Source organism: uncultured Roseibium sp. (assembly GCF_947494555.1).
In the GTDB taxonomy this organism is placed as follows: Bacteria; Pseudomonadota; Alphaproteobacteria; order Rhizobiales; family Stappiaceae; genus Roseibium.
On record NZ_CANLVF010000001.1, the window covers coordinates 1483921 to 1508229 of the forward strand.

Annotated in this window: 26 protein-coding genes; 11 read left to right on the forward strand and 15 right to left on the reverse strand. The window is 57.0% G+C overall.

The window, feature by feature from the left end; genetic code table 11:
* Positions 1 to 56: 56 nt before the first annotated feature.
* A complete protein-coding gene (locus Q0915_RS06780) occupies positions 57 to 920 on the forward strand; it encodes a hypothetical protein (protein ID WP_299481137.1) in 864 nt (287 codons plus the stop codon).
* Between the two features lie 171 nt (positions 921 to 1091).
* Positions 1092 to 2663, forward strand: a complete 1572-nt coding sequence (locus tag Q0915_RS06785) for a tetratricopeptide repeat-containing sulfotransferase family protein (RefSeq protein WP_299481140.1) — start codon at positions 1092 to 1094, stop codon at positions 2661 to 2663.
* 32 nt (positions 2664 to 2695) lie between these two features.
* On the opposite strand, the gene Q0915_RS06790 is transcribed toward Q0915_RS06785, so the two are convergent.
* From Q0915_RS06790 to Q0915_RS06800, 3 genes are read right to left on the reverse strand one after another with little or no spacing between them, the layout of a single operon-like run.
* Positions 2696 to 3256, reverse strand: coding sequence for a hypothetical protein (locus Q0915_RS06790; RefSeq protein ID WP_299481142.1), 561 nt, complete (start codon positions 3254 to 3256; stop codon positions 2696 to 2698).
* The gene (locus Q0915_RS06795; RefSeq protein WP_299481144.1) at positions 3253 to 3948 is read right to left on the reverse strand and encodes a DUF1214 domain-containing protein; all 696 of its coding nucleotides are present in this window, start codon (positions 3946 to 3948) and stop codon (positions 3253 to 3255) included. The genes Q0915_RS06790 and Q0915_RS06795 overlap by 4 nt, the downstream gene beginning before the upstream one ends.
* Positions 3945 to 6146, reverse strand: a complete 2202-nt coding sequence (locus tag Q0915_RS06800; protein ID WP_299481146.1) for a PBP1A family penicillin-binding protein — start codon at positions 6144 to 6146, stop codon at positions 3945 to 3947. The genes Q0915_RS06795 and Q0915_RS06800 overlap by 4 nt, the downstream gene beginning before the upstream one ends.
* Positions 6147 to 6378: 232 nt before the next feature.
* On the opposite strand from Q0915_RS06800, the gene Q0915_RS06805 reads away from it, so the two are divergent.
* The gene (locus Q0915_RS06805; protein ID WP_299482133.1) at positions 6379 to 6840 is read left to right on the forward strand and encodes a YcgN family cysteine cluster protein; all 462 of its coding nucleotides are present in this window, start codon (positions 6379 to 6381) and stop codon (positions 6838 to 6840) included.
* On the opposite strand, the gene Q0915_RS06810 is transcribed toward Q0915_RS06805, so the two are convergent.
* Positions 6837 to 7520: a TetR/AcrR family transcriptional regulator gene (locus Q0915_RS06810; RefSeq protein WP_366525249.1), complete on the reverse strand. Its 684-nt coding sequence runs from the start codon at positions 7518 to 7520 to the stop codon at positions 6837 to 6839. The genes Q0915_RS06805 and Q0915_RS06810 overlap by 4 nt on opposite strands.
* 65 nt (positions 7521 to 7585) lie before the next feature.
* Here Q0915_RS06810 and Q0915_RS06815 point away from each other — a divergent pair, with 65 nt between their 5' ends.
* Positions 7586 to 8167: an NAD(P)H-dependent oxidoreductase gene (locus tag Q0915_RS06815; protein ID WP_299481150.1), complete on the forward strand. Its 582-nt coding sequence runs from the start codon at positions 7586 to 7588 to the stop codon at positions 8165 to 8167.
* A gap of 9 nt (positions 8168 to 8176) precedes the next feature.
* Here Q0915_RS06815 and Q0915_RS06820 read toward each other — a convergent pair whose 3' ends face one another.
* The 4 genes from Q0915_RS06820 to Q0915_RS06835 all read right to left on the reverse strand — a co-directional run bounded on the left by Q0915_RS06820 (position 8177) and on the right by Q0915_RS06835 (position 11912).
* Positions 8177 to 9529 carry a transglycosylase SLT domain-containing protein gene (locus Q0915_RS06820; protein ID WP_299481152.1) on the reverse strand — a complete coding sequence of 451 codons (1353 nt, stop codon included), beginning with the start codon at positions 9527 to 9529 and terminating at the stop codon, positions 8177 to 8179.
* A 229-nt stretch (positions 9530 to 9758) separates the two neighbouring features.
* The gene (locus tag Q0915_RS06825; protein WP_299481154.1) at positions 9759 to 10274 is read right to left on the reverse strand and encodes a DUF3833 family protein; all 516 of its coding nucleotides are present in this window, start codon (positions 10272 to 10274) and stop codon (positions 9759 to 9761) included.
* Positions 10275 to 10338: 64 nt separating this feature from the next.
* Entirely contained in the window at positions 10339 to 11343 is a 1005-nt protein-coding gene (locus tag Q0915_RS06830; protein WP_299481156.1) for a P1 family peptidase, read from the reverse strand.
* A gap of 50 nt (positions 11344 to 11393) precedes the next feature.
* On the reverse strand, positions 11394 to 11912 hold the full coding sequence (locus Q0915_RS06835) for a flavin reductase (protein WP_299481158.1): 519 nt from the start codon (positions 11910 to 11912) through the stop codon (positions 11394 to 11396).
* A 210-nt stretch (positions 11913 to 12122) separates the two neighbouring features.
* Between Q0915_RS06835 and Q0915_RS06840 the strand changes: the two genes are divergently transcribed.
* Positions 12123 to 13226, forward strand: coding sequence for a branched-chain amino acid ABC transporter substrate-binding protein (locus tag Q0915_RS06840; protein WP_299481160.1), 1104 nt, complete (start codon positions 12123 to 12125; stop codon positions 13224 to 13226).
* Positions 13227 to 13316: 90 nt separating this feature from the next.
* On the opposite strand, the gene Q0915_RS06845 is transcribed toward Q0915_RS06840, so the two are convergent.
* Complete coding sequence (locus Q0915_RS06845) at positions 13317 to 13910, reverse strand: YceI family protein (protein ID WP_299481162.1); 594 nt, start codon at positions 13908 to 13910, stop codon at positions 13317 to 13319.
* Positions 13911 to 14267: 357 nt separating this feature from the next.
* On the opposite strand from Q0915_RS06845, the gene Q0915_RS06850 reads away from it, so the two are divergent.
* The 3 genes from Q0915_RS06850 (at position 14268) to Q0915_RS06860 (ending at position 15973) form a co-directional block, all read left to right on the forward strand.
* Positions 14268 to 14753, forward strand: a complete 486-nt coding sequence (locus tag Q0915_RS06850) for a L,D-transpeptidase (RefSeq protein ID WP_299482136.1) — start codon at positions 14268 to 14270, stop codon at positions 14751 to 14753.
* Positions 14754 to 15020: 267 nt separating this feature from the next.
* Positions 15021 to 15635 (forward strand): ferric reductase-like transmembrane domain-containing protein, encoded by a 615-nt coding sequence (locus tag Q0915_RS06855; protein WP_299481164.1) that lies wholly within the window; start codon positions 15021 to 15023, stop codon positions 15633 to 15635.
* Between the two features lie 32 nt (positions 15636 to 15667).
* Positions 15668 to 15973, forward strand: a complete 306-nt coding sequence (locus Q0915_RS06860; protein ID WP_299481166.1) for a PepSY domain-containing protein — start codon at positions 15668 to 15670, stop codon at positions 15971 to 15973.
* 7 nt (positions 15974 to 15980) lie between these two features.
* Here Q0915_RS06860 and Q0915_RS06865 read toward each other — a convergent pair whose 3' ends face one another.
* Complete coding sequence (locus tag Q0915_RS06865) at positions 15981 to 17189, reverse strand: VWA domain-containing protein (RefSeq protein ID WP_299481168.1); 1209 nt, start codon at positions 17187 to 17189, stop codon at positions 15981 to 15983.
* Positions 17190 to 17347: 158 nt separating this feature from the next.
* Positions 17348 to 18286: a MoxR family ATPase gene (locus Q0915_RS06870; RefSeq protein WP_299481170.1), complete on the reverse strand. Its 939-nt coding sequence runs from the start codon at positions 18284 to 18286 to the stop codon at positions 17348 to 17350.
* A gap of 167 nt (positions 18287 to 18453) precedes the next feature.
* Here Q0915_RS06870 and Q0915_RS06875 point away from each other — a divergent pair, with 167 nt between their 5' ends.
* Positions 18454 to 18801 (forward strand): cytochrome c, encoded by a 348-nt coding sequence (locus Q0915_RS06875; RefSeq protein ID WP_299481171.1) that lies wholly within the window; start codon positions 18454 to 18456, stop codon positions 18799 to 18801.
* A 147-nt stretch (positions 18802 to 18948) separates the two neighbouring features.
* The gene (locus Q0915_RS06880; protein WP_299481173.1) at positions 18949 to 19221 is read left to right on the forward strand and encodes a Usg family protein; all 273 of its coding nucleotides are present in this window, start codon (positions 18949 to 18951) and stop codon (positions 19219 to 19221) included.
* A gap of 12 nt (positions 19222 to 19233) precedes the next feature.
* On the opposite strand, the gene Q0915_RS06885 is transcribed toward Q0915_RS06880, so the two are convergent.
* Together Q0915_RS06885 and Q0915_RS06890 are read right to left on the reverse strand one after the other, a co-directional pair.
* Positions 19234 to 20034, reverse strand: a complete 801-nt coding sequence (locus Q0915_RS06885; protein ID WP_299481175.1) for a methyltransferase — start codon at positions 20032 to 20034, stop codon at positions 19234 to 19236.
* A gap of 1 nt (position 20035) precedes the next feature.
* Positions 20036 to 20272: a DUF2007 domain-containing protein gene (locus Q0915_RS06890; RefSeq protein WP_299481177.1), complete on the reverse strand. Its 237-nt coding sequence runs from the start codon at positions 20270 to 20272 to the stop codon at positions 20036 to 20038.
* A 256-nt stretch (positions 20273 to 20528) separates the two neighbouring features.
* Between Q0915_RS06890 and Q0915_RS06895 the strand changes: the two genes are divergently transcribed.
* On the forward strand, positions 20529 to 21464 hold the full coding sequence (locus Q0915_RS06895; RefSeq protein WP_299482139.1) for a polyprenyl synthetase family protein: 936 nt from the start codon (positions 20529 to 20531) through the stop codon (positions 21462 to 21464).
* A gap of 88 nt (positions 21465 to 21552) precedes the next feature.
* On the opposite strand, the gene Q0915_RS06900 is transcribed toward Q0915_RS06895, so the two are convergent.
* Positions 21553 to 22434, reverse strand: coding sequence for a 4-(cytidine 5'-diphospho)-2-C-methyl-D-erythritol kinase (locus Q0915_RS06900; RefSeq protein WP_299481179.1), 882 nt, complete (start codon positions 22432 to 22434; stop codon positions 21553 to 21555).
* A gap of 11 nt (positions 22435 to 22445) precedes the next feature.
* On the reverse strand, positions 22446 to 24230 hold the full coding sequence (locus Q0915_RS06905; protein ID WP_299481182.1) for a tetratricopeptide repeat protein: 1785 nt from the start codon (positions 24228 to 24230) through the stop codon (positions 22446 to 22448).
* Between the last annotated feature and the right edge of the window lie 79 nt (positions 24231 to 24309).

Here is a 24309-nt window from a genome sequence, read left to right on the forward strand (position 1 = left end):
GTCGGACGGGGTAAGTCCGGTCATCAACCAGAATTTGCGGTCTGGAGACACGCCCGATGGGCAAAGACAATGCGGTACATGGGTGCGCACCCCTGCGCGGGGGGCGCAGCACACAGATTAGGCAAAGCCTTGCGCTTGCCATGGTGATGGCCGCTTGTCTCGCTCTTTCAGCCTGCGTGCGTCCGACTGGTGATTTCGACCGGGCCAGACCTTCCGTCATTCACGATGACCTTATGCCTGCGGTTGGAGAGAATGCGGCCCGCCTGCGCGGTGATCCAGTCTCCAAATTCAACTACACCAACGATGAAGAGTTGCTGCGGGATCGGGGCTGGACACTTATCCGTCCTCCCTGGACCAAGGACTGGATCGGCGGGACGATGGTCGAGCTCTCGCGCACGCGCGTCTTGCCGGAGACGGAGGGACGGGTCCCGCCCGATCTTTATCTCATCTACCTGCGGTCGGACAAATTTCGCTCCTCCGATGCGCGCTATGACAAGATTGCTGCAGACGCGACAGGCGATGCAGAACTGGTCATGCCCTTCTGTGAGGTTGCCCTGCGCGTGCAGAAGGCCGACGATGAAAGGCTGAGAGTTCTGCGAAATCAACCCGTGACGACGCAGGAAACCTATGACGGTGCGAAAGCACGTGTGTGGGAAAACCGTGTCATGATCAAATGGGTCGGGCAAGCACTTCGATACCGGATTATCGCCTACAAGAAGGCACTAAAAGGCCTGGAGATTGAAACTCCGAGCCAGGACAGAGTATGGAAGGTCAACAACGCCATCCGCGAACTTGAAGGCCAGGTACGGCTCGCGGAAGCCAGTTGCGAAGCCAACGATCGTTATGGCCAGGAAAAGCCCGCCAAAAGGTCCAGGATCTACACAGGCTGGAGCATCGAACGGCCACCAGTGAAGAAATAGCGATCACAGGAAAAGCGGTCTCCCAGGTTTTTCGCCTGCCCAGCAATTCCGTTGCACTTTTGCCGGCACGGCATTATTGCAGGGGAAACGGACGCGTCCGGTTGCAAAGACCGTCGTCAGCTTGAGAACAGCAATCCCGTCCGCGCCAATGCCAATTTGTCAGGAGCCTACATGAACCCGGGTGTGACGCAGCTTGTACAGGAAGCGCTCAGTCATCAGCACGCAGGGCGTATTCCAATCGCACTGGATTTGTTTGAACAGGTGCTGCGGCTGGACCCGCGTAACCCGCAGGCCAACTTCTCGCTCGGCATCGCGGCTTATCAGGAAGGCAACATTGGATTGGCCATCGAACGGCTCCAGATTGCTGCACGCAAGGCCGGCAAGCATCCGCAGGTCCATCAGCTTCTCGGCATAGCGCTCATGAATGCCGGTGACGTTGACGGTGCGCAGGCCTCCTTGAAAAAGGCGGTGTCGCTTGCACCGAAAGAGGCTGATTTTCACGCGCAGCTCGGCGATTTGTATCGCATCAAGAGACAAGCCGTGATGTCACGTCAAAGCTACCTTAGGGCGCTGAAACTCGACCCCGAAAACGGGTACGGACTGGTTGGCATGGGCCAGCTCGAAATTACGGTCGGCAATATCGATGAGGCGATCGAATGGTTCGAAAAGGCCATTGATTGCAAGAAAGAGATGCCGACGGCATTTCAGTGCCTGAGCCTTGCCCGCTCGTTCAAGGAAAAACCGGCAGAACTTGACCAGATCGAAGCTCTCATCGGCGACGGTTCACCGCGTCCGGGGCCGGACCAGGCAAATCTGCATTGGGCAGCCGGCAAGATCTATCACGACATCGGCGATACGTCGCGCGGGCTAGAACACTATCAGGAAGCACGCAAGCTGCATTATCCGCCCTTTGATCCGGGCGCCTATGAGGACCGAATTGCCTTCACGAAGGAAGTCTTCAACGAGGATTTTTTCGCAAACCACACGGACGTTGCGGACACGTCCGAAAAACCTGTCTTCATCTTCGGTCTGCCGAGATCAGGCACAACCCTGATCGAACAGATTGTGAGCTGCCATTCGCAGGCGGCAAGCGGCGGTGAGATACAATTTTTCAGGCATCTGCAGGAAGAAATGGGTCTCAAGGGACAGCCGAGCGCCGCCCTTGAAAACCGGCTCAAGAACATTGACCCCAAAGAGTTCAGGCGGATCGCCCGTAAATACCTGGCGATCCTCGATGGCATTGACCGCCGCGCAGACCGCGTGACTGACAAGATGCCACACAACTATGAGATGGTCTGGCTGATGAGCCTGCTGTTTCCGAAGGCGACATTCATTCACTGTTCCAGATCGGCTGCCGACACGTGCATCTCATTGCTGTCGCATCCTCTTTCCCCAGCGCACAATTACGCCCTGACACAGGATACGGTCGGCAGGTACTACCGGACATATGCGTCGTTGATGGACCACTGGCAAAAGGTGGTTCCGGTCGATATTCATACGCTTGCCTATGAGGCGCTGGTTGACGATCAGCGAGCCGAAAGCGAGACGCTGCTGTCACATGCGGGATTGTCGTGGGAAGACGCCTGTCTTGAGTTTTACAAGAGCGAGAGCCCGGTCACGACGTTCTCCAACACCCAGGTCCGTCGCCCGATATTCCGTTCTTCGCTCGGGCGGTGGCAGGGCAAGGAAACTCACTATCAGGATCTGTTTGCCGCACTTGGTCCTTTCGCGCCCCAGGCCTGATCCAAATCATTGAAGGGCAGTGCCGCCGCAAGTCAGCCGATTGTTCCGCAGGTCGCCGACTTCAGCGCGACATCGACGGCATTCGCCTTGGAGGGGTGTGGAACATGCGCTCTCAACAGAGCGAATCCGCTGATCTCGTCGGTTTCGATGACAATGAGGTTTTCCAGGTTTTCAGGCGGGTTTTCTCTGAGTATCGACAGTTGCGAAGGCGTCAGGACCAGCATGGACAAGCGATCGGCACCCGCCGTTCGATTGTTCAGGCTGTAAAGGGTTTCGCCGGCCGAATTGAACAGGCCGATGGACCAGAAGGACGTCGGGATGCCCGCATCAAACAGAACGGGGCCATCGACAAGCTGAAACCTGCAGGCCGCGTGTTTCATCGAGGGATCAAGGTCCGGCAGAGCTTCCTGCTGCGGTCTGACGTCCGGTAGCAGGTTAAACTGTCGGTCCGGTCCGTATTCAGCGATATTGTCGTATGCGCTGTGCTGCACGTTCAGCGGGATGCCGAAGACCACGAGCACATGAATAATGACCGCAAGGAAAACGGTGGCGAAGGCTCCAAGCGTCATTGAAAATCGTGGCGACAGGGTCATGGGCAGGCCTGTCTTTCGATGGTGGGCAGCTGGATGCCATCGAGCGCTGCTCCTGTTGTCACGGGCGCATCATAGAGCCGCAACACAATACGCAACCCGTCGCTGGCATTTGCAGCTGCTGCGAGGGGCAGCCAGTTTCCCGAATGCGGATTATTTGCCACGCTGATTTCAAAGCTTCCATCCTGATTTCGAAGCAGGCTTTGACTGTCAAGATAAACGCGGCCTGGAAGCGTTTGGACCAGGTGGCCATCACCGTCCGTCACGGTCAGCGTCCACAACCGCGCTGCGGGGGTCTGTCCAGAAATCCTGTAGACGCATGTCGGATCAAGCAGGTGTCCGGCACTGTCCTGCCGCGCGACGAGCGCCAACCCTTCTCCGGAAGCAAGCGGCACAACAGCTCCGCGGGTGTAAATCGCAACGGAGTAGGGATCTGCTTCGGCGGTTCCCGCTTTCGGGTAGGCTTGCCAGGGACCTATTGTAACTGCGTTGAGCGGTTGTTCGCGCTCAATCATCACATACGCGGAACTTATGCCAAGGAGTGATGCAAATCCGACGATGATCGACAGGAAAACAAGGGTTCTAAAGGGCCGGGTTTTGTGCGGACGAATGGCCAGGGGCAAGTCCTGAACGTGCCAATCCGCCTCGCCATATCGTATCTCGGCAGGCTGTCCCGGCGATCCAGATCCAGTCATTGAGCCGCCGCGAAGTCGGTCTGGGCAGGATCGTCAGAGGTGTCCAGCTTTGCGTTTTCTTTTTCGATCAACTGCCGCATGTCTCTGCCGATCCGAAGCAGCAGCCCCTGGGTCCGGCGCTTCAAAACGCGCGGCTGGGAGAAAACGGTCGTTTTTTCGGCAACCTTTGTTGTCGACGGTTTTGACAGCCGCGGCAATGTCTCGGGATCGACGCCTGGCATGCTGGCAAGTTCAATGCCGTTATGGGCATAATTCATGTAGAGCTGCCATGTCATCGCAGGCAGACTTCCGCCGGTGACGCGGCGCGTTGAGGTGAAATCGTCATTTCCAACCCAGACGGCCGTCGAAAAGTTCCCGGTGTAGCCAACGAACCAGGCGTCACGATAGGCGTTGGTCGTTCCGGTTTTTCCGGCAGCGACGACACCGTCAATTCTTGCCCGTCTCGCCGTTCCGGCCTCAACCACATTGACGAGGATACCGTTCATCATGTGGACCTGCTCTTCGGGCAGTACCCGTTTGGGCGTAGAGGCCTCGTCGCGCTCTCGCCTGTAGAGCAATTTGCCATCGCTGTTCCGCACTTCCAGTATCGCATAGGCGGGCGCAGAGAAACCGCCGTTGGCGAAAGTTGCATAGGAAGACGCCATGTCGATCGCAGTGACTTCCGACGATCCGATCGGGAGCGAGATCGAGTTTTCAAGTTCGTGGGTCAGGCCCATCGCATAAGCGGTATCGATGATTTTCTGGCGCCCGAAATCGAGCGAGAGACGGACAGGGATAGTGTTGATGGATTTGGTGAGCGCCGTCCTGAGTGTCACCGGTCCGCGGTAGCTGCGGGTATAGTTTTTCGGGGACCAGTCGCCGATCCAGACCGGTCGATCCGGAACGATGCTCTCCGGCGTGTACCCGTTTAGAAAGGCCGTCATATAGACGAACGGCTTGAACGATGAACCGGGTTGGCGGAGCGCGTTGACGGCTCTGTTGAACTGACTTTCGCCGTAAGAGCGCCCGCCCACCATGGCCACGACGCCACCGTCCGGGATCATCGAGACCAGCGCAGCCTCGCCGGCATCGCGCAGTTTACCGTTGTCACGCAAGATGGTTTCAACAGCGAGGTCGGCCTGACGCTGCAGGGCAGGGTCGAGCGTCGTGCGAACCGTTACGATACGGTCACGGGCGAGGGCGGGATTGCGTCTTGCAAGCTTCTTGACCTCATCAAGGGCCCAATCAAGAAAATACTCGGGCAACTGCTCCTGGGACCTGTCGACGGCAAGCGCCGGATTGCGCCGTGCTCCGATTACCTGGCCTTCGGTCAGGAGTTCCGCCTGAACCATGTTCGTCAGCACTTCGTTGGCTCTTGCACGGGCCGCAGGCAGGTTGATGTGCGGTGCATATTTTCCCGGCGCCTTGTAGAGGCCGGCGAGCATTGCGCTTTCTGCAAGCGTCAGCTCGCGCACGTTCTTGTTGAAATAGAATTCCGACGCTGCCGTCACCCCGAATACGCCGCCGCCCATGTAGGCCCGGTCGAGATAAAGTTTCAGGATTTCCTGCTTGGTGAGATTGGCTTCGAGCCAGAGCGCGAGGTAGGCCTCTTTGATCTTGCGGCTGAGGCTGCGTTCATTGGTGAGAAACAGGTTCTTTGCAAGCTGCTGTGTGATCGAAGACCCGCCCTGGACGACGCCTCCGGCGCGCGCATTTTCAACCATCGCACGGAACGTCCCGACAGCATCGATGCCGAAGTGAAAGAAGAAACGGCGGTCCTCCGTGGCGAGCGTTGCCTTTACGAGAGAGTCCGGAATTTCCTCCAAGGGAACGCTGTCATTCAGCACGATCCCTCTTCGGCCGATTTCCTTGCCGAACCTGTCCTGGAACGTTACGGCGAAATCGTCGGTCGTTTTCCAGTCCGCATACCGGGTTGCCTCAAACGCAGGCTGCGCAAAGGCAAGGACAACGATGAAGCCCAAAAGACCGAATGTCAGGCCGTCCGAGGACAATTCGCTCAGTCCGCGCCAAATGCCTTTTGCCCGAAACCGGCGCAAAAACGCATCGTAGCCTTCGATCGTCCGGCGCAGTGCCGATCCGGTCTTCCAAAGAGCCGTGTCGACAAAGGCGTCAGCCGACAGAAAGAAGCGCCGGATACGATTGCTTTTGCGTGGTGCTTCGTCACCAGCGTGCCGGTTCGATTTTGGCCCTTTTGTCACGCGACAGCGTCTCCGGATGAGGTCTATTTCATTCAAATTAACCCGATTTGCATCGACTGCAAACAGGCTGCTGCAGGCTTTACTGTTTCCTCCCAATTTATTGATATGCCGCGGGAAAGCTGAAACCGAGCGATCCCAATACGCTGGTTGCCGCGCAGACGCCTACGTGCTACGCGCTCATTCCGGATAGAAACGGGTGCCAAGAGGCACAAAACCGGCAACAGGTATGAAAATGGACGAGCGTCCGTTCTGGAAGACAAAGTCGCTTGAAGAGATGTCACCGTCGGAGTGGGAATCGCTCTGCGACGGCTGTGCACGCTGTTGTTTGAACAAACTGGAAGACTGGGATACGGGCGAAATCGTCTGGACCAGGGTCGCCTGCACATTGCTGGACGATGAAAGTTGCCGCTGCAAGGACTACGACAACAGGGCGGTGACTGTGCCCGACTGTATTCAGCTCACACCCGCAGAGGTCCGGACACTCACCTGGCTTCCGCCAACCTGCGCCTATCGCCTGGTGCGGGAAGGGCAGGATCTTTACTGGTGGCATCCGTTGGTGTCAGGTGACAGTGAAACCGTGCATCAGGCCGGGATTTCCGTTCGGGGACGGACGGTTCCCGAAGATGGCATGCCGTTGGAAGACTATGAACAGCACGTGGTGATGTGGCCGGGCGAAGCGCCGGAAGACGGCTAGGCAGTAGATGTCACGGGCGCCAGTACAAAAGCCTCAACATGGCGGCGGAGCCTTGTCTCAAGCACACTGCGGTCGGTCAACTGGTGGCTTTTCAGGAGAATTGCGCCGTGGATCATGAAGGCGATCAATCCGTCAACCATCTCTATCGGGGTGCGGTCGCGACGCAGCGCCGGTGATATTGCGTCTGAACTTTGCCAGAGTTCAAGAAAGCCTGCGAGATCCGCATCGAGCGCGTCCAGCGTTTCAACGAATTCAGTTGCACAATTTGGCTTGGTGACGCCGATATTGTCGAGAAACAGCCGCAAGATTGTCGGACTGTCCGTAATCACGTCAATCATCGCCATCATGTTCCGGAGCAGTTGCCCGACCGGATCTTCGAGACCTGCCGCCGGTGTGACATCTTCCGCCGAGATTGTGCGAAGCGCGTTCAAGCGATCCAGAAGTACATGGGACAGCAAGCCGTCCATGTCTCCATAGTGAGAGAAAACTGTTCCCTTCGCGACCCCGGCTTCCGCCGCCACCGCTTCTGCCGTGACCAGTTCCAAGCCATGTTTCCTACTTAAATCTCGTGCTGCTTTGAGGACCCTTGCGCGTGTCTCGATGCTGCGCTGCTGCGGTTTTCGCGTCATGTAACCCCATTGTAAATTGACCGCGGTCAAAAATTCTTGACTTCCGAGCATAATGGAGCCTAAAAGTGACCGTGGTCAATTTTTGACAATTTCCAGGTTCACAGGCGAACAAACCCATGACACGAATACTCATACTTGATGGACATCCTGCGAAGGGCTCCTTCTGTAGCGCGCTCGCGGCGCAGTATGCGCGGCAGGCAGGGCAGGCGGGGCACGAGGTGCGCAGCTGGCATCTCTCCGACATGGACTTCAATCCTGACTACGGCACATCAGACTTCGACGGCGGTCCGCAGCTTGAGCCCGATCTTGAAAGTATCTGGCACGATATTGTCTGGTGCGAGCATATCGTGCTCGTTCATCCTCTCTGGTGGGGTGGTCACCCGGCCAAACTGAAAGGTCTGTTTGATCGGGTGCTTCTCTCCGGCAAGGCTTTCAAGTATGTGGCCGGCAAATCCATTCCCGAAAAGCTCCTAACGGGGCGCAGTGCTCAGGTGCTCGTAACCGCAGATACACCTGGCTGGATATTCCGTTGGATCTATGGATCAGGCATCAGAAAGCAGACGGAAAAACAGATCCTTGCCTTTTGCGGCTTCAAGCCGAAGGGGTACCACGTCTTCTCGCCGATACACGGATCGGACGGCGCTGATCGCGAGAAAATGTTGACGAGGGCAGGACAGCTCGCCCTCAAGGCCGCATGACGTTACAGATCAATCGGTTCCCGCCGCTTTTTTGGCGGCGGCGCCGGCCTTCTGGTGTTTCCGGTCGTTATGAAACACCACGTAATACTGGTAGATGTTTCCGACATATTCGATCGGCTGGCGACCGACTTGCGCCGCGACAATCCACTCTACATTTCCGAACCACTTGTCCGGATCGTAACCCTGTTTCTTCGCCTGCTCGCGAAATTTTTCAAAACGACTGGGTCCTGCGTTGTAAGCGGCCAATGCAAAGAAGGTCTGGTCGGCCTGATCCTTGTCGAGGTCAGAAAAATACTGATTGGCGATGTAGCGAAGATACTTGACCCCAGCGTGCACGTTGTTGTCCGGGTTCGCAGCTATCCCCGTGATGTTGATCGGATTTCCCTCCGCAGTCGAAGGCTTGATCTGCATGAGGCCGACCGCGCCAGCCCCGCTGCGCGCCTTTGGATCAAATCTAGATTCCTGGAAGCTTTGCGCCGCGATCAACAACCAGTCAAAATCATATTCATCGGCATATTTGCGAAAGAGACCGGTGAATTTTTCAAGTTCCGCCTCATAGTCTTCGTCACGCATGTTCCTGAGATATTCGGCTTCCTGGAGATACTTCTTGAATACCAGATTGCCGATGAGAGTGCCTTTTTTCACGGTCGCGGCAAAATCATTGATCGCTTTGAGAAGGTCAGGTGCGTTGGGGCGCACGGCGATCGCAATTTCCCCGTTCGTGCGCACAGCCGCGTCTGGATGTAATTCCAGACCGTCCAGGACTTCCTGCCAGAGTTCTCCCTTGTGTTGATCCACGATTGTCATCGGGACGGTGCCTGCGGCGACCAGTTCCAGGATGTCTTCGTCTTCCATCCACTCTTCGGCAAATTCTATCTCAATGGTCTTTCTGCCCTCTCGCGCAAATTTGCGGTTCAGGTTTTCCAGGCTCTGATAGTAGGAGGCCGATTTGCGGACGTAGACCTTGCGGCCGGAAAGGTCCGCCGGCGCGGTTATCTGCGGCATGTCGTTCAGGGTAACGGGAACCTCGTGCACGTCCTGGAGGAGCGGCACGGAAAAGCTGACGAGCTTTTTGCGCTCGTCTGTAATTGTAAGGTTTCCGAGTGCTATGTCGCCTCGCGAGCGGGCAAGATAGGTGAAGAGTTTGTCGCGCGGGGTCGGGATCAGAACGACTTCGAAGTCGATGGTCTTCTTTCCCTGTTTCTTGACGAGATACTTCTCGAGTTCCATTGCCAGGTCTACCGAAACACCTCTTTGAACGCCTTTGTCGATAAAGTAGCCGGTTTTGGAAAAAGGGATCAGAACCCGCAAATAACCGCGTTCCAGGATCGTATCGAAGTCCCCTTCAAAGGTGCGGGTCAACGTGTCTTCGAGCGTAGTTGCAAGTGGACCAGTTGCTTCACTCGCGTGAGTGCTGCCACTGTTCGATTGAACCGCGAAGCAAAAGGTGAACAAAAAACAAAAAAATACGCCTATGTATTGTGAAATATCTTTTTTCATGCGTGCCTCGGAAGAAGAGATCTTCATTCAATTTAGGCGTAAGTCTCTTCCTTGTTCAAGCAGGCGGCGATATTTGATTTGTTCCGCAGAGTTATTTGGTGAAAGTCAGGTCAACCGTTCCGATGGTGAAACCTGCCTTCATGACCCTGGCAGTGTTGCGAACCGTTCTTCGATCGACCTGAGTTAATGTGTCGTCGAATTTGAGCAACAGAGGACCGTTTTCCGTTTCCAGCTCCGCGACGTAGGAAAATCTGAGAGCGCCACTATCGTCTGTTCTCACGTTGGTCGGCGCAATTACGTCGGCTCTCTGGCCGATATAGCGGCCATCAGCAACCTTTTGGAAGAACCAGGTTTTCGTGTCCTTTTCGCCGTCCTCATAGACGAAGTCTTCGCGCAGGCGCAGCGTGAAGGTGCGTGCGTTCCAGGTGCCTGTCAGATAGACCGTGAATGGGCGATAGACACCTGCGATCTTGCTTTCAAAGACGCCCTTGCCGACCGTTTTGCCACGGAAGAATTCCTCAAGCACCAACTGCTTGGCAGTTGCGGTTGCAGGGGACAATCCAAGCACGAGGAGAGTTACGATGAAAGCTATTCGGAAGCGCTGCATTTGCGAGAAACCTTCAGGCGGTTGATCTGACCCGAATACGATTTCACGTCGGCTTCAGATCTGCCTATGCCCCGAATTTCTGTTGCCAGGTTGGAACGGGATCCCCCTCGGCGGGCGTGGCATTGTAGATCCCCCGAGCGATTGCGCGGGCCAGACAGGACGCAGCAGCGGCGCCCAGACGGACCATGTCCTCCAGGCCGTTTTCCAAGTTGCGCTGACCGGTGGAGAGTGCAAAAACCAGATCGCCATCCAGCGGCGTGTGGGCAGGCCAGAGGGCCCGTGCCAAACCGTCATGCGCCATGACGGCCAGCCGTTTGGCTTCGCCCTTCGTCAAAACCGCATCGGTTGCAACGGCCGCAATCGTTGTGTTCGCCCCGGCCTTCAACGCGTCGAGTTTTGTGCGCACCTGGACGGCATCTTTGGGGAAGGGGACGGCCATACCGAGGCCACCGAATTCATCCCCGATTTCAAAGGGTGCTGCCCAAAAATGGGCACTGTCACCAATTGTGGCGCGGCCAAGCGCATTTACCGCAACGACAGCGCCAACGGTAATGCCATTGTCGAGTTGTTGTGAAGCGGAGCCAAGGCCGCCTTTGATATTTGCCGTCGTTGCACCCGTTCCGGCGCCAACAGATCCGAGAGAGAATTCATAGGCGACTGCGTCCAGTGCCGAACGACCGAGATCTCGATAAGGGGCCGCCTGGCCCCAGCTCTTGTCGCCGCCGTTCAGGAGATCGAAGAGGATCGCGGTCGGAACGATCGGGACGCGAACGGGGCCGACCGCGAATCCGTATCCCAGATCCGCCAGACGGCCTTGGACACCTGCGCCTGCATCCAGGCCGAACGCCGAACCGCCCGCCAGTACGATGGCGTCAATCTTTTCAACGGTCTGTTCGGGTTCAAGAAGCGCGATTTCCCGGGTGCCCGGCGCGCCGCCATGTATGGCGACCGATGCGACCGCGGGCTCTTCGGGAAGAAGAACCGTGGCCCCCGATTTCAGGTCTTTGTCAGACGCGTTGCCGACTTTGAGACCTGGAACATCTGTGATGAGATTACGGGCACTGGACATGAGGTGGGATCCCGACAATGACGAGCGTTACTACTTTGGGCTTTCGCTTCTCAGGTGTCGAGACTTTTGTAGCCGCGCCTGACATAAAGAAGCGACTTGCCGGGATCGGTCATGCGCAGATCGACCACCGTCCCAACGATGATCGAGTGCGTACCCATTTCCGTTACCGAGAATATTTCACAATCGACACTGAGCCGGGCGCTGTCGAGAGCCGGACAGCCGGTCGCCAGATTTGTCCACGCGCTTTTCGCAAAGCGTTCCGCCATTTCGAGTTTGTCCCGCCCGGCGAAGGTGTCCGAGATCTCCTGGTGATCATCGCTCAGCGTGTTCAGACAAAAGCACCTGTTTTGCAGAACCGCGTCATGCATGCGCGTTTGCCGGTTGAGACAGATCAGGATGCTCGCCGGGTCGTCACTCACGGAACATGCAGCGGACACCGTCGCCCCGAGCTTGCCTGCCTTGCCGTCGGTCGTGACCACATGCACCGCCGCCGCGATGCGGCTCATCGCCTCGCGGAAACTCTGCGGTTCGAGCGGCAGCCGGCCCTGCTCAGAAACGGGTTGTGACATGGCTTCTGCTCCTTGCGCGGGCGGCGGAATCACTGACATCCTGCATGTGGCCTGAGTTTAGACACCTGCCTTTGCCTTGCCTATAGCAAATAGGCCTTGAATACCCGAGGGACACGCGTCTGCCGTCGTTCAATTTGTTTGCCCGGATTGAGATTTCCGCCGTTGAACGATAGGGATGGACGCGTGTTTATGGATGCCGTGGAGTGCCGGATGACCTTTCGCCAAATCACAGTCGGCGTTGCGCTATGCGCCAGCGGTCTTTTGACCTGCTCGGCGCAGGCGGACATTCCGATTGCCATCGCGGGGCCGATGGATGGCCAGTTTCGGGATCTTGGCGCGCAAATGCTTGCTGGTGCCGAATTGGCGGTGGCCGATGTCAATGCCGCCGGAGGCGTCAACGGCGAAATGCTGACATTGGAAATTGCCGACGACGGTTGCGACGCCGACAAAGCTGTTGCGGTTGCCAACCAGCTTATCGGCAAGAATGTCGCTTTCGTTGCCGGGCATTTCTGCTTCAACGCGTCTATTCCGGCGAGCGAGGTCTACGCAGAAGCAGAGATAGTCCAGATATCGCCGGCAACCACATTGCCGAAATTCACCGACGAGCGACCGGGGGCAGGCGTTTTCAGGCTTGCGCCGCGGGACGACCAGCAAGCGCGGGTGGCCGGACGGTTTCTGGCTGAAAATCATGCGGGAGACAGGATCGCAATCCTTCACGACAAGACGGCCTATGGAAAAGGGCTGACCGACGCAGTCAAATCGGTGATGTACGATCTTGGTAAGTCCGAGAGCCTTTCGCTCGGCTTCGACGCGGGCGAAGACGATTACCGTTACCTGGTCTCGCAGCTTGGTCTGGAGAATGTCGGGGTCGTCTATCTTGGCGGGTATCATCCCGAAGCGGGCCTGATCAAGCTTGAGATGGATCGGCAAGGTCTGGATGCGGTGCTCGTTTCGGGCGATGCGTTGATGACAGAAGAGTTTGTTGCCGTTGCTGGTCCCGCCGGTAACGGGACGCTACTAACCTATCCGCTCGACCCTCGTGACATTGCCGAGAGTGCCGGCGTGATCAAGGAGCTTGAAGACGCGGGGAAATCCGCGGACCGCTACGCGCTTGCAACCTATGCTGCCGTTCAGGCATGGGCTCAGGCAGCAAATGCCGCTGGAGATACCGGCTACGAGGCGGTCGCCGATGCCCTTTCGACAGGGACCTTCGAAACGGTTCTCGGAGCTCTGGAATTTGACGAAAACGGCGACAGCAATCTGCCGGGTTTCGTGATTTACGAGTGGCGCGACGGGACCCCAAGACTGAAGTGAGTTGCACCATGCGTGTTTCTTATGGGTCAAAAACAAAGAGCACGCCGCCGCGAGGCGTACGTGCACTCTTTGATTTCGGAAAGAAGTTTATCAGCCGCGGCGGCCACTCCCGCTGATCTTGATGTTCACCTTGTCGGCATAGATCGGCAGTCCGGCATCCATGCCGTAAAGAGAGCGGAAGAAGCCGCCCGAAACTTCGAACCCGACACGGCCGTTACCCTGATTGCCTGTGATGGTTACAGCCAGTTTGGTGCGTTGCCGTTTGCCGCGCAGGGACAAAACGCCTTCAACCTCTGCGGAGTATTTGCCTGTGATGCGTATCCGGGTGCTCTGGAATATTGCAGTCGGATATTTGGCGACATTGAACATGGCGGAACTCTTCAGGAAGCCTGTTACCTTGTCGTTATTCGTGCTGACGCTGGACAGATCGATCGTAACGTTGACACGGCTTTTGTCAGGCCGCTTCTGGTCGAGGATCATCTTACCCGAGACCTTGTTGAACGCGCCGGTTACCGGGCGGCCACCGAGGACACGTACGGAGAAACCGGTGTCAATGTTGGACGGCGAAAGCGTATAGGTGCCGGAAATGGAACCGGCTGCGGCAGGAACTGCCAGCGAAAACAACATGCCAAGGCCCGCACACGCTGCCAGCACGCCGGAAAGTTTGGATCGAATAGATAGCATTTCAAAATTCCTCTTAAAGATCTCAGGGACACCCGGCTGGTGGAAACGATCCATTTGTCTGGTTGACGTTTTTCCGATGGCCGTGGACCTTCCGAAGTATCGGTGTATTGGGCACTGAACCCCAGTGACGGCCGTCACAGTGAAAGCGCCAGACACAATCGCTTTACGGAGCAAAAGGGCGTTCGGGTCTTCTGCTGCAACGAAGGTGATCCGGCGTGATGTGCCAACATGTGCATTAACCTTTCTGTAAGAAAGTAGCGGCGCCAGCCTTCTTTCAAGGGCGGTCACGCGGTATTTTCCCTTCAAAACCAGGGAAATTTCATGCGTTCAGGGTCCCGTTTGAAGATAACGTCGTTGATGCTTGCGCTGGGTATCGTCCTCAGCTTGCAAGCCACCGCTTCGGCAGCTGAACTTGTCGGCTTCTCCGACCACAGGTTTCGCCCTGGCACAATTGTCATCAGAAATTCGGAAAAACGGCTCTATCTGGTTCTTCGTGGAAACCGCGCCATTCGCTACAAGGTCGCTGTGGGCAAGTCACGCAAGGCATGGACAGGACACGCGCAGATTACCGCGAAGTTCATCAGGCCCGCCTGGTCGCCATCATCTGAAGTCCGCCGCGACTTTCCGCATCTGCCAAATGTGATCGAAGGGGGCGCGCCGAACAATCCGATGGGAGCGGCCGCGATGACGCTCTCCAATGGCAATTATGCCATCCACGGCACGAACAGACCGGGTTCAATCGGGCGCGCCGTTTCCTACGGCTGCATCCGCATGGCGAACAACGACATCCAAGACCTGTATCAACGGGTGGGTGTGAGGACGCAAGTGGTGGCATTGCCATAAATGCTGCCAAGCATATCCAGGGACAGCATGCCGCATTTAGTTTCGAAAGTTTGAAACTATAGTGATTGCCGGGTCTTCTCCGGCCCAGCGAAAGACCCCACCGGTTCCGCGTGCCCCAACGCGGTGCCGGTGGGATATTGAGTCATGGATGTGCTCACCTGTTACATCTTGCGACAAATCAGGACCTTTCCAGGGATAGGATTGCGACACATGCCCGGTATCGTTCAGTTGACTTAAGGTCGGGTCAACGGACGGCGGGATAGGGCAATGGGTGTCTTGAATGTAGCGAATTCCAGGGCTTTCATCTGGGGGCTTCTGGCTTTGCCGTCGATACCGATGGTGTTGGCGCTGACAAGCGGAACAGCTGCGGAAGACGGACGCCCGGCAACCGAATTCCTGCTCCATCCGACCGGTGAATTCGCCGCAAGGTTCATGATCATCTCCATGATCATTTCACCGTTCCGGCTGATGTTTCCGAAGAACAAGTTCTGGTTCTGGATGCTTCGCCGCCGCCGGTACTTCGGCGTTGCAGCTTTTGCCTACGCCGCGGCGCACACCATTCTTTATCTCATCGACATGGGCTCGTTGCAGGCGGTGCTCGGAGAATTCTGGGCGCTGGGTATCTGGACCGGCTGGCTTGCGTTTTTCATCTTTTTGCCGATGGCTCTGACGTCGAACGATGCGTCCATGCGTCTGCTGGGCCGTCGCTGGAAGCCGTTGCAGCGCTTTGTCTACCTGGCAGCTGTTGCGACACTGCTTCACTGGATGTTCGTGCATAACGAATTCGGCCCGGCCCTGGTGCATTTCGTGCCGTTATTGCTCCTGGAGGCCTATCGGATCCAGCGGACCTATCTGACCGGGTCAACATCGGCACCTGCCTGAAAGACACGCCTTCAAAACGAAAGGACGACGTCATGAACCTCACACTTCATACCGCAATATCTTTGCTGATGTGCGTCTTCACATTCCCGGCCTGCGCCACAGGGCTTTACGAGTGTGCGCCAACGGAAAGGTCATCCTGGCTCACTCAGGACGAGGTGACTGAAAAGCTGATCGGAGAAGGTTGGCAGGTGCGCAGAATGAAGGAAGACGGCGGCTGCTGGGAAGTCTACGGTACAACTCCGCAGGGCCAGCGCGTTGAAGTCTATCTTGATCCGGTGTCTGGAGAAGTGCTGCTGATCAACCAGCGCGGCACAATTCTTTTCCGGAAAGACAGCTGAGGCGCCTTCATACCCACTTTCTTGGATCGTTGGCCGGCGATTTCGAGCGATTGCCGGCAAGCGCGGCCGCGAGGTCAGCGACCGCGTCCAGCGAATGGGCGGCGCGAAACTCGTCGACATGCGGCAGCATTGCCCGAATGCCCTTTGCCTTTGCCTCGAACCCTTCGAACCGCAATAGCGGATTGAGCCAGATCAGGTGCCGGCAGGATCTGTGGAGGCGGTCGATTTCCCGCTCCAGATCCTCGTCGGTATCGCGTTCCAGCCCGTCGGTGATCAGGAGAACCGTTGGTTTTCCCGAAAGAACGCGCCGCGACCAGCGCATGTTGAACTCGTGAAGCGCCGTGGCAATACGTGTCCCTCCGGACCAGTCTTCCACGCCTGAGGAGCAGGCCTCTAGCGCCTCATCGGGATCCTTCATGCGCAATTGACGGGTGACATTTGTGAGCCGCGTCCCGAACAGGAAGGTGTGTACGTCGCGGCGTTCGGCAATGACGCCGTGAAGGAAATGCAAAAGCAAACGGGAGTATTGGCTCATGGAACCCGAAATGTCGCAAAGCGCGACCAGGGGAGGGCGTTTTTCGGCAGGCTTGCGGAATTTGAGGTCGATGATTTCACCTCCGGCGCGCATGGATGCCCGCAAGGTTTTGCGTGGATCAATCCGGCCTCTTGGCGCGTGTGTCAGTCGCCTGAGCCGGATCTTGTCCATGGGCAGGGCCATCGCCCGCAAAGCCCGTTTCGCCTCGATGATTTCCTCGGCCGTCATCTGCGCGAAGTCTTTGCTTTGCAGGAGTTCCTTCCCGGAGACCGTGAACTTGGCGTCGATTTCGATTTCCGGGACCGTCTCTTCCGCAACCCGTTCCTTGGCTGCCTGGAATGCCTGTGACACGCGGGTCTGCCCGGCTTTCGGTTTTTCCGGAGCACCCCTGGGTGGGGCGACCGGTGAGAGTATGGAGAGCATCTTTTCGATCAGGCCCCGGCTCTGCCAGTAAATCCGAAATGCTTCGTCGAACAGGACCTTGTGCTCACGCTTGCGGATAAAGACAGCGTGCAGCGTCCAATAAAGATCTTCGCGGTTCTCTATGCCCGAAACCTCGACCGCATTGACCGCGTCGACTACGGACGCCGGACCGACGGGCATACCGGCCTTGCGAAGCGTCCGAGCAAAATAGACGATATTGTCGGTAATCCTGGAGCGGACTTCAGCAGGAGCCTGCAACGCTGCCTCCCAATTGCGGTTCTGAGGACGGTTCGTAACCGAAGCACAGGCCCAATGACCTCAGGAGCGCGCTAATTCGTGTAGTCCTCAGGGGACGTGCTGCACCGGTACAGCTGCGCGTTCGAGCGAAAAAGGTCCGCATGGAAACAACCACAGCGTCAGACCGCCGGCATAGACTGGGCCTGAGGGATATCTTTGCGAATTTCGTCGATCATGTGCCGCACTTTCGAGCCGCGTACGCGTTCAATATCATCCTGATATTTTAACAGGACGCCTAGCGTGTCGGATGCCAGATCGGGGTCGAGCGCCATTTCGTTCAACTCGGAGAGCGCAGTCGCCCAATCAAGTGTTTCAGCGACCCCCGGTTGCTTGAACAAATCTTCATCAGCGCGCAGTCTCTGCACGAAGGCGACCACTTCGTGTGCCAGACGTTCCGAGGCCCCCGGGACCTTGCGTCTGACGATCTCCAACTCGCGCTCAGCGTTCGGATAATCGACCCAATGATACAGGCAACGCCGCTTCAGCGCGTCATGTATCTCGCGGGTGCGGTTCGTGGTGATGATGACGATCGGGGGCTCATCGGCCTTGACTGTCCCGAGCTCGGGAATGGACACCTGACTGTCCGCCAGGACCTCAAGGAGGAAGGCTTCAAATGCTTCGTCGGCCCGGTCGAGTTCATCGATGAGGAAGACCGGCGCTCCGTTCAGGGATGGTTCCAGCGCCTGGAGGACAGGGCGCTTGATGAGGAAACGCTCGTCGAAAATCGATTTGGACAAATCCGCATGTTCTGTTTCGCCCGCCGCTTCCGCGACACGGATTTCAACCATTTGTGCCTGATAATTCCACTCGTAGACTGCTGATGCGATATCCAGACCTTCGTAGCACTGCAGGCGGATCAGGTCGCGGCCAAGTGTCTCGGACAGCACCTTGGCGATTTCTGTTTTTCCCACGCCGGCCTCGCCCTCCAGAAACAGTGGCCGTTTCATCTTAAGCGCAAGGTGGAGCACAGTTGCCAGCGATCTGTCCGCGACATATCCCGCCTGATCCATGAGATTAAGCGTATCGTCGATGGATGCGGGAAGGGGTGTCGATGTCATAGATCCTCCAGGCGTTCAACAATTCGCACATAATATAGGCAGCAGAGCGGTCAGGTCAGCCCGGACCAAAGTAGACCGGTGAGCAGGACCCACGTGATAGCCCTAATGGGATTGAGTGCGCCAACCATCTATAAAACGGGATCATTATTCAAGGGAGACATAACGCCTTGGCGATTCTGAATAAAGGTCTCGTTTTCGCAATGCTCGCGGCATTGACAGGTTCGGCCAATGCTTCTGACGGTGCGTATCCGACCGATCCGGCGAGCGTGGCAACCGGTCTTGAGCTGGCCGAGATTCACTGTGCGATGTGTCACGCGGTGGGAGCTGAGGATTCGAGCGCACAGGACGGTGCGCCCGCATTTAGAGAGTTGTCGAAACTGTATCCGCTGGAAAGTCTCGAGGAACCCTTGGCGGAAGGGATCGTAACCGCGCATGAAAACATGCCGGAATTTGCATTCGAACCTGATGACATCGATGCGTTTTTGGGGTACCTGACCACCATTCAGACGCAATAAGGTTTCTTTGCAGGGCTATGGTGTGGTGTTAGCAGCCACTCAAGAGCGCTGCTAAAGTTCTGTTTGTAAACAAGAATTATCAGAAAGTCGGATTTGGTTAACCGGTGATCCGTGACACTCTTTTCTTGCGACAAAGAAAGGATTGGCATGAACACCAGCTCAGACTTTGAAAAACGCTTCTTTGGATACGGCCTGTTGACGGCAGAGATTCTCTACAGACTGCCCGACCATCCAAAGTTTCTGCAAAGCTTTCTCTGGCAGACGGAAGACCTGGCACCGCAGTTTCCCGAGCTGACAAGGTTTCTTGAATTCTGGGAACGAGAAATCGAGGGGCGGATACACTCGGTTCGGGTGGCACACCAGAATCTGATCGACCCCGTCGATTTCAGATATGCCGACGGAGAGATTCTGGTTCACTGACGAGAGCTGGTATCAGCGCGTCAAAAGCTCCAGGCCCCTGCCATCGCGCATGATGCTTCTCGACTGTTCGGTAAAGTCCGACCCGGCACCTTCGTGTAGGACGAACCCGGGCATCAGTCGCATGGGTGCCTTGCTTGCCCGAATGGAGCGGACAAGCACGCGCGTCGCCGCGGCGTCGGGGCGCGGGCGCAAAGGAATAACATCGATCGATCCGAAACGGCCCTGAAGAACGCCCAAAAGTTCCTGCAGGCCATCGGCGCGGAAGATAATTGTGAGGCTGCCGCCTTCCTTCACGATGTCCGCGGCGGTTTTCGCCCAGGGTTCAAGACCGCGTTCATCGAGCATGTGAGCATCGGCCCGTGCCGAGTTTGGCGACGCGCGAAATCTGTCAGCCTCATAGTAGGGCGGGTTCATGATCGCGTGATCCGCCATCGACGGCATCAGGCCGCTTGCATGACGAACGCGACCCTTAGCAGTGACATCGGCATGCAACAGACTGACCCGGTCTCTGAAGTGCATATTCTCAGGATCGTCGAGTGCTTTTTTCGCCAGGGCCAGCACCGCTTCATCAATTTCAACCAGGGTCACGGTCACGCCGGGCAGGCGGGTGGCGGCGCAAAATCCCGCTGTTCCGACACCGGAACCGAGATCAACGATGCGGCCGGTTGTGCCTTCGGGTAGCGCAGCAGCCAGATAGACTGCATCAAGACCAGCGCGGTGTCTTCCCTTCTTCGGTTGGTAGACGTAAACCTGCCCGCCCAGAAACGCATCACGCGTCACACCGTCCTGTCCACCGGGTTGGGACCCGCTCATCTTAGAAGTTGTCTTTCTCAGGACGCAGTTCATGCTCCAGTCCGGCGTCCCGCACGAGGCTGCGCGCTTTCTGGATCTGGTCCGCATCCACCAATATGCGCCTCGGGATCATCGCAAGGGAGCCCTCCATGATGCTCATATTGCCATCTGCGACAAAATGCTTGATTCCAGCCTCCTCAAGGATGGATTCCAGAAAGGAAATGAGGACGGGATCGTTGGTTCGGACTAGTTCTTCCATTTGTTTTCCGGGCTTAGCGGCTTGAAGGCGGGCGCTTGGCATAAACACCCCTTCAAGCTGGTTTACAGCAAAATCAGCTGATTGTGGCATTTCAACAGTTTGTCAACTGACTGGCGTCTTGCCCCGGACGCGTTCGCACCATATTGTCCGCACAAATATTCAGGGAGTGCCATAAGTGGCCGTTGTCGCAACATATTCTGACAGTCAGTCGCGCCGTCCAAGTATCCAGGCGCTTGTGGACCTAGTGTCCCCGGGCATGACCGAAGTGAATGAGCTGATTCTTTCCAAAGCGGGCTCCAATGTGGAATTGATTCCGGAGATCGCCAAGCACCTCATCTCATCCGGTGGCAAGCGGCTGCGGCCCATGCTGACGCTCGCATTCGCGGATATTTTCGGATATCAGGGCAACGGGCACGTCACCCTGGCCGCAAGCGTCGAGTTCATGCATACGGCGACCTTGCTGCACGACGATGTCGTCGATGAAAGCGATATGCGCCGCGGTAAGCTTGCCGCGCGTAAGCTCTGGGGTAACCAGGCAAGTGTTCTCGTCGGTGACTACCTTCTCGGACAGGCGTTCAAGATGATGGTCGATGTGGGCTCGCTTGAGGCTCTACATATTCTTTCATCCGCATCCGCCGTGATCGCCGAAGGCGAAGTGCTCCAACTGGGAGCTGCGAAGAACATCGCGACGTCCGAAGCCGACTACCTACGGGTGATTGAAGCCAAGACAGCGGCACTTTTTGCAGCTGCTGCTGAGGTGGGTCCGGTCATTGCGTCGCAAAACGCGGGAATGAAACAGGCTGCCCGTACCTATGGGCTCGAGCTTGGTTATGCATTCCAGCTGGTTGACGATGCGTTGGACTATGGCGGGTCTTCCGCAGAGCTTGGCAAGGACGTTGGCGACGATTTCCGCGAAGGCAAAATAACGCTGCCGGTGGTCTTTGCCGTCGCACGCGGTTCCGATGAAGACCGGGCTTTCTGGAAACGCTGCATAGAAGGCGAAGCGGTCGAGGACGGAGATCTCGAACAGGCGATCGAGCTTCTGAAGAAATACGATGCGCTCAGCGACACTGTTCTCCGCGCGCGCGAGTATGGCGACAAGGCGCTCAGGGCGCTGGACGCGCTCCCGCCGGGTCATCACAACGATGCCTTGGCGGACGCTGTGGCATTTTGTATTGCGCGTGTGAGCTAATAGCTGCGCGCTTCTTTGGCAAAACCGACTGTGTGAGCGGCGGCACGACACTTTCGTGTGGCACAGTTGCGCGTTTCCGGGCGCCTTTTCAGGAGACCGCGCCCGACGCGATCCACCATTCAGGGTGTGCAACGCGCAAGGACCGCTCGACGTCCATGGATACAGTCTCGTCGCACAGGCCAAACACGGTGGCGCCAGATCCTGACATCCTCGTCAAAAGCACGCGTTCGTCGGATTGCAGGGCGGTAATCGTCTCGCCGATAACGGGACAAAGATCGATCGCCGGTATTTGAAGATCGTTCCTGCACTCTTTCAGAAACGCAACCATCGTCTCAAGAGCTTCAAAACTGTCCGGCAGTCCGGTCATGGGTGGATTGTCTTTTTGCGTCAATGCGTTGAAGATTTCAGGAGTAGAAACATCGACCTTGGGATTGACGAGAACGATCCCGCCTTTTGGCAATCGCGGCGCGGGCAGCAACTTGTCCCCGATGCCGCGCATGATCCGGGGTTGCGCGTTGAGGCAGACCGGCACATCAGCGCCGAGCCTTAGGGCGAGCTGATGGAGTTGGTTGTCCGGGAGACAGACGCCCGTAAATTCCTGCAGCAAACGCAAGGCAGTCGCGGCATCACTTGAGCCGCCGCCAATGCCGGAAGCAACCGGCAGGCGTTTGCTGAGCGTCAGTTTGATCTTGAAGTCGGAAAGTCCGGCGCTTTCAGCAAAAAGTTCTGCCGCCTTGAGCACGAGGTTGCTTTCAGGCGGGCCGTCAAGATCGTGTGCAAACGGGCCTTCGACTGTGCATTGCAGCGTATCAGAGGCCTCTATTGCAAGCCTGTCGCCGATCTGAGGAAAGACCACCAGCGAATCCAGAAGGTGGTACCCGTCCAGACGCCGGCCGGTGACATGAAGCGCCAGATTGACCTTCGCCCGGGCAAGCTCTGCCCGGGGATGCGCTCTCTCTGGAGTGGTCATGGTGTCCGGCGTCACCCGCCGTTCTTGTCGCTGTCCGCTTTTGCAGCGTCTGTCGCCGGCGTATCCTGGAGGCCGTTGGCGATCTTTTCGAGAATTTTCGGAAGATCTTTCTCCGTTGGGCCGAGATCACGTGCGTGGTTCCACTGGAACCGCGCTTCGTTGCGACGGCCAACCTTCCAGTATGCATCGCCAAGATGATCGTTGATGACGGGGTCGGCGGGGCGCAGTTCGATGGCACGCTCAAGCTCTTTCACCGCTTCTTCGAAGCGGCCGAGCCTGTAATAGACCCATCCGAGGCTGTCGACGATGTATCCATCGGTCGGGCGCAGCTCGACGGCTGTCTTGATCATCTCAAGGGCTTCATCGAGCTTCAGGCCCTGGTCGACGAGCGAATATCCCAGGTAGTTGAGCACAAGCGGCTGGTTGTTGTTTAGTTCAAGCGCCTTGCGAAAATCGGCTTCCGCAATGTCCCACTTTCCAAGACGTTCCCGGCTGATACCGCGGAAATACATCAGGAGCCAATGTTGCGGCTCGAGCTCGGCTATCGTGTCGATGCCTTGCGAGTAAACGACTTCCGCCTCGTCATATATTTCATGGGACCGCAGGATGTTGCCGAGGGCAATGACCGCTTCAAGGTCCGACGGGTCAGCAGTGATCAAGACCTCGAGGTGCTCGCGCGCCTCTTCGATCTTTTCCAGGGCATTATAGTTCAGCCCGACCTGAATTTCGGCTTCGCGTTTCAGGACACTGTCGTCGGGCACGCGCATGAATGCGTCTATGGCCCGCTCTGGCTGTTCCATGCGTTCAAAAACACTTCCCAGCGCGATCGCAGCAAACTCGGCATTCGGATCCATATGAAGCGCAAGTTGCAGGTAGGATGTCGATAGTTCCTCGCCGCCATCACGTCCAATGACGGCACCCAGACCGTAAAGGATTTCCGCCATGCCCTGAGCCGGATCGCTCACCATCGGCGGAATGACCTCTCCGCTCTCCAAAAACGCCCTTGTTTGTTCGATCTTGGGATGGCCGCGGAACTGCTCGTCATATTGGTCAAGGACAGCAATGGCGTCCTGCTTCCGGTCATTTGCCGCAAGAATTCGTGCATAGGCATCCACGACACGGATTGCCGCCTGATCGAGCGCGTAGGCACCTTCGATCGTTCTCAGCGCGTCTTCGTTACGTCCTGCCGCAAATTGCAGATGCGCTTTGTGCGTTGCCTTGAAGACCCCGAACCAGTCGGGGCCCTGAAGATTGTCGATGATGGTCAGGGCTTCGTCGATCTTGCCGCTGCCATAGAGAGACCAGGCGCGGGAGATGCCTACGGACAGTTGCGCAAGTGGCCCATTCCGACCGGCTGCAAGCGTTTCATCTGCTTCCGGGTAACTGCCTTCCACAATACGTTGCCCGCCAAGCGTCAACTGGGCCAGGAAGTTCTTCAGACCGGCTTTTTCCAATTCGCTTGCGTAGTGGACCGCGTCGTCAACTTCGCCATTGGCGAGTTTCAGAAGAAATGTCCTTTCAAGAAGCATCGTGTTGGTCGGATCGGCGGCGAGGCTCTCTTCGTAGAAAGCAGCCGCGTGACCGTAGTCTTTCTGGAACCCTGCCAATCGGCCCGACAGGTAGCTGCCGGAGAGTGTCAACGGCAAATTGGACGGGGTGCCGAAGACCTGAGATGTTGAATCTGTCTCAGCGATCGCGGAAACGGGTGTCAGCGCTATGGCGCTTACCAGGGCTAGAGCCTTCAACCTGGAATTCTTGAAGTCCATCCGGGAAACGGCACCGGCCAAGTTTGTCATTATTCCTCGCACAATTCGATCGATGGGCAGAAGCATCTCGCTTATTGCCCTTGAGAATGGCGTCTTTAAGGCTGTGCGG

What these genes read in the sequence shown, in the direction of transcription:
- Q0915_RS06780 (WP_299481137.1), top strand. Translation starts at nt 57, where the DNA reads ATGGGCAAAGACAATGCGGTACATGGGTGCGCACCCCTGCGCGGGGGG.
- Q0915_RS06785 (WP_299481140.1), top strand. Translation starts at nt 1,092, where the DNA reads ATGAACCCGGGTGTGACGCAGCTTGTACAGGAAGCGCTCAGTCATCAG.
- Q0915_RS06790 (WP_299481142.1), bottom strand. Translation starts at nt 3,256, where the DNA reads ATGACCCTGTCGCCACGATTTTCAATGACGCTTGGAGCCTTCGCCACC.
- Q0915_RS06795 (WP_299481144.1), bottom strand. Translation starts at nt 3,948, where the DNA reads ATGACTGGATCTGGATCGCCGGGACAGCCTGCCGAGATACGATATGGC.
- Q0915_RS06805 (WP_299482133.1), top strand. Translation starts at nt 6,379, where the DNA reads ATGGACGAGCGTCCGTTCTGGAAGACAAAGTCGCTTGAAGAGATGTCA.
- Q0915_RS06810 (WP_366525249.1), bottom strand. Translation starts at nt 7,520, where the DNA reads ATGCTCGGAAGTCAAGAATTTTTGACCGCGGTCAATTTACAATGGGGT.
- Q0915_RS06815 (WP_299481150.1), top strand. Translation starts at nt 7,586, where the DNA reads ATGACACGAATACTCATACTTGATGGACATCCTGCGAAGGGCTCCTTC.
- Q0915_RS06825 (WP_299481154.1), bottom strand. Translation starts at nt 10,274, where the DNA reads ATGCAGCGCTTCCGAATAGCTTTCATCGTAACTCTCCTCGTGCTTGGA.
- Q0915_RS06830 (WP_299481156.1), bottom strand. Translation starts at nt 11,343, where the DNA reads ATGTCCAGTGCCCGTAATCTCATCACAGATGTTCCAGGTCTCAAAGTC.
- Q0915_RS06835 (WP_299481158.1), bottom strand. Translation starts at nt 11,912, where the DNA reads ATGTCACAACCCGTTTCTGAGCAGGGCCGGCTGCCGCTCGAACCGCAG.
- Q0915_RS06840 (WP_299481160.1), top strand. Translation starts at nt 12,123, where the DNA reads ATGACCTTTCGCCAAATCACAGTCGGCGTTGCGCTATGCGCCAGCGGT.
- Q0915_RS06845 (WP_299481162.1), bottom strand. Translation starts at nt 13,910, where the DNA reads ATGCTATCTATTCGATCCAAACTTTCCGGCGTGCTGGCAGCGTGTGCG.
- Q0915_RS06850 (WP_299482136.1), top strand. Translation starts at nt 14,268, where the DNA reads ATGCTTGCGCTGGGTATCGTCCTCAGCTTGCAAGCCACCGCTTCGGCA.
- Q0915_RS06855 (WP_299481164.1), top strand. Translation starts at nt 15,021, where the DNA reads ATGGGTGTCTTGAATGTAGCGAATTCCAGGGCTTTCATCTGGGGGCTT.
- Q0915_RS06860 (WP_299481166.1), top strand. Translation starts at nt 15,668, where the DNA reads ATGAACCTCACACTTCATACCGCAATATCTTTGCTGATGTGCGTCTTC.
- Q0915_RS06870 (WP_299481170.1), bottom strand. Translation starts at nt 18,286, where the DNA reads ATGACATCGACACCCCTTCCCGCATCCATCGACGATACGCTTAATCTC.
- Q0915_RS06880 (WP_299481173.1), top strand. Translation starts at nt 18,949, where the DNA reads ATGAACACCAGCTCAGACTTTGAAAAACGCTTCTTTGGATACGGCCTG.
- Q0915_RS06885 (WP_299481175.1), bottom strand. Translation starts at nt 20,034, where the DNA reads ATGAGCGGGTCCCAACCCGGTGGACAGGACGGTGTGACGCGTGATGCG.
- Q0915_RS06890 (WP_299481177.1), bottom strand. Translation starts at nt 20,272, where the DNA reads ATGGAAGAACTAGTCCGAACCAACGATCCCGTCCTCATTTCCTTTCTG.
- Q0915_RS06895 (WP_299482139.1), top strand. Translation starts at nt 20,529, where the DNA reads ATGACCGAAGTGAATGAGCTGATTCTTTCCAAAGCGGGCTCCAATGTG.
- Q0915_RS06900 (WP_299481179.1), bottom strand. Translation starts at nt 22,434, where the DNA reads ATGACCACTCCAGAGAGAGCGCATCCCCGGGCAGAGCTTGCCCGGGCG.
- Q0915_RS06905 (WP_299481182.1), bottom strand. Translation starts at nt 24,230, where the DNA reads ATGACAAACTTGGCCGGTGCCGTTTCCCGGATGGACTTCAAGAATTCC.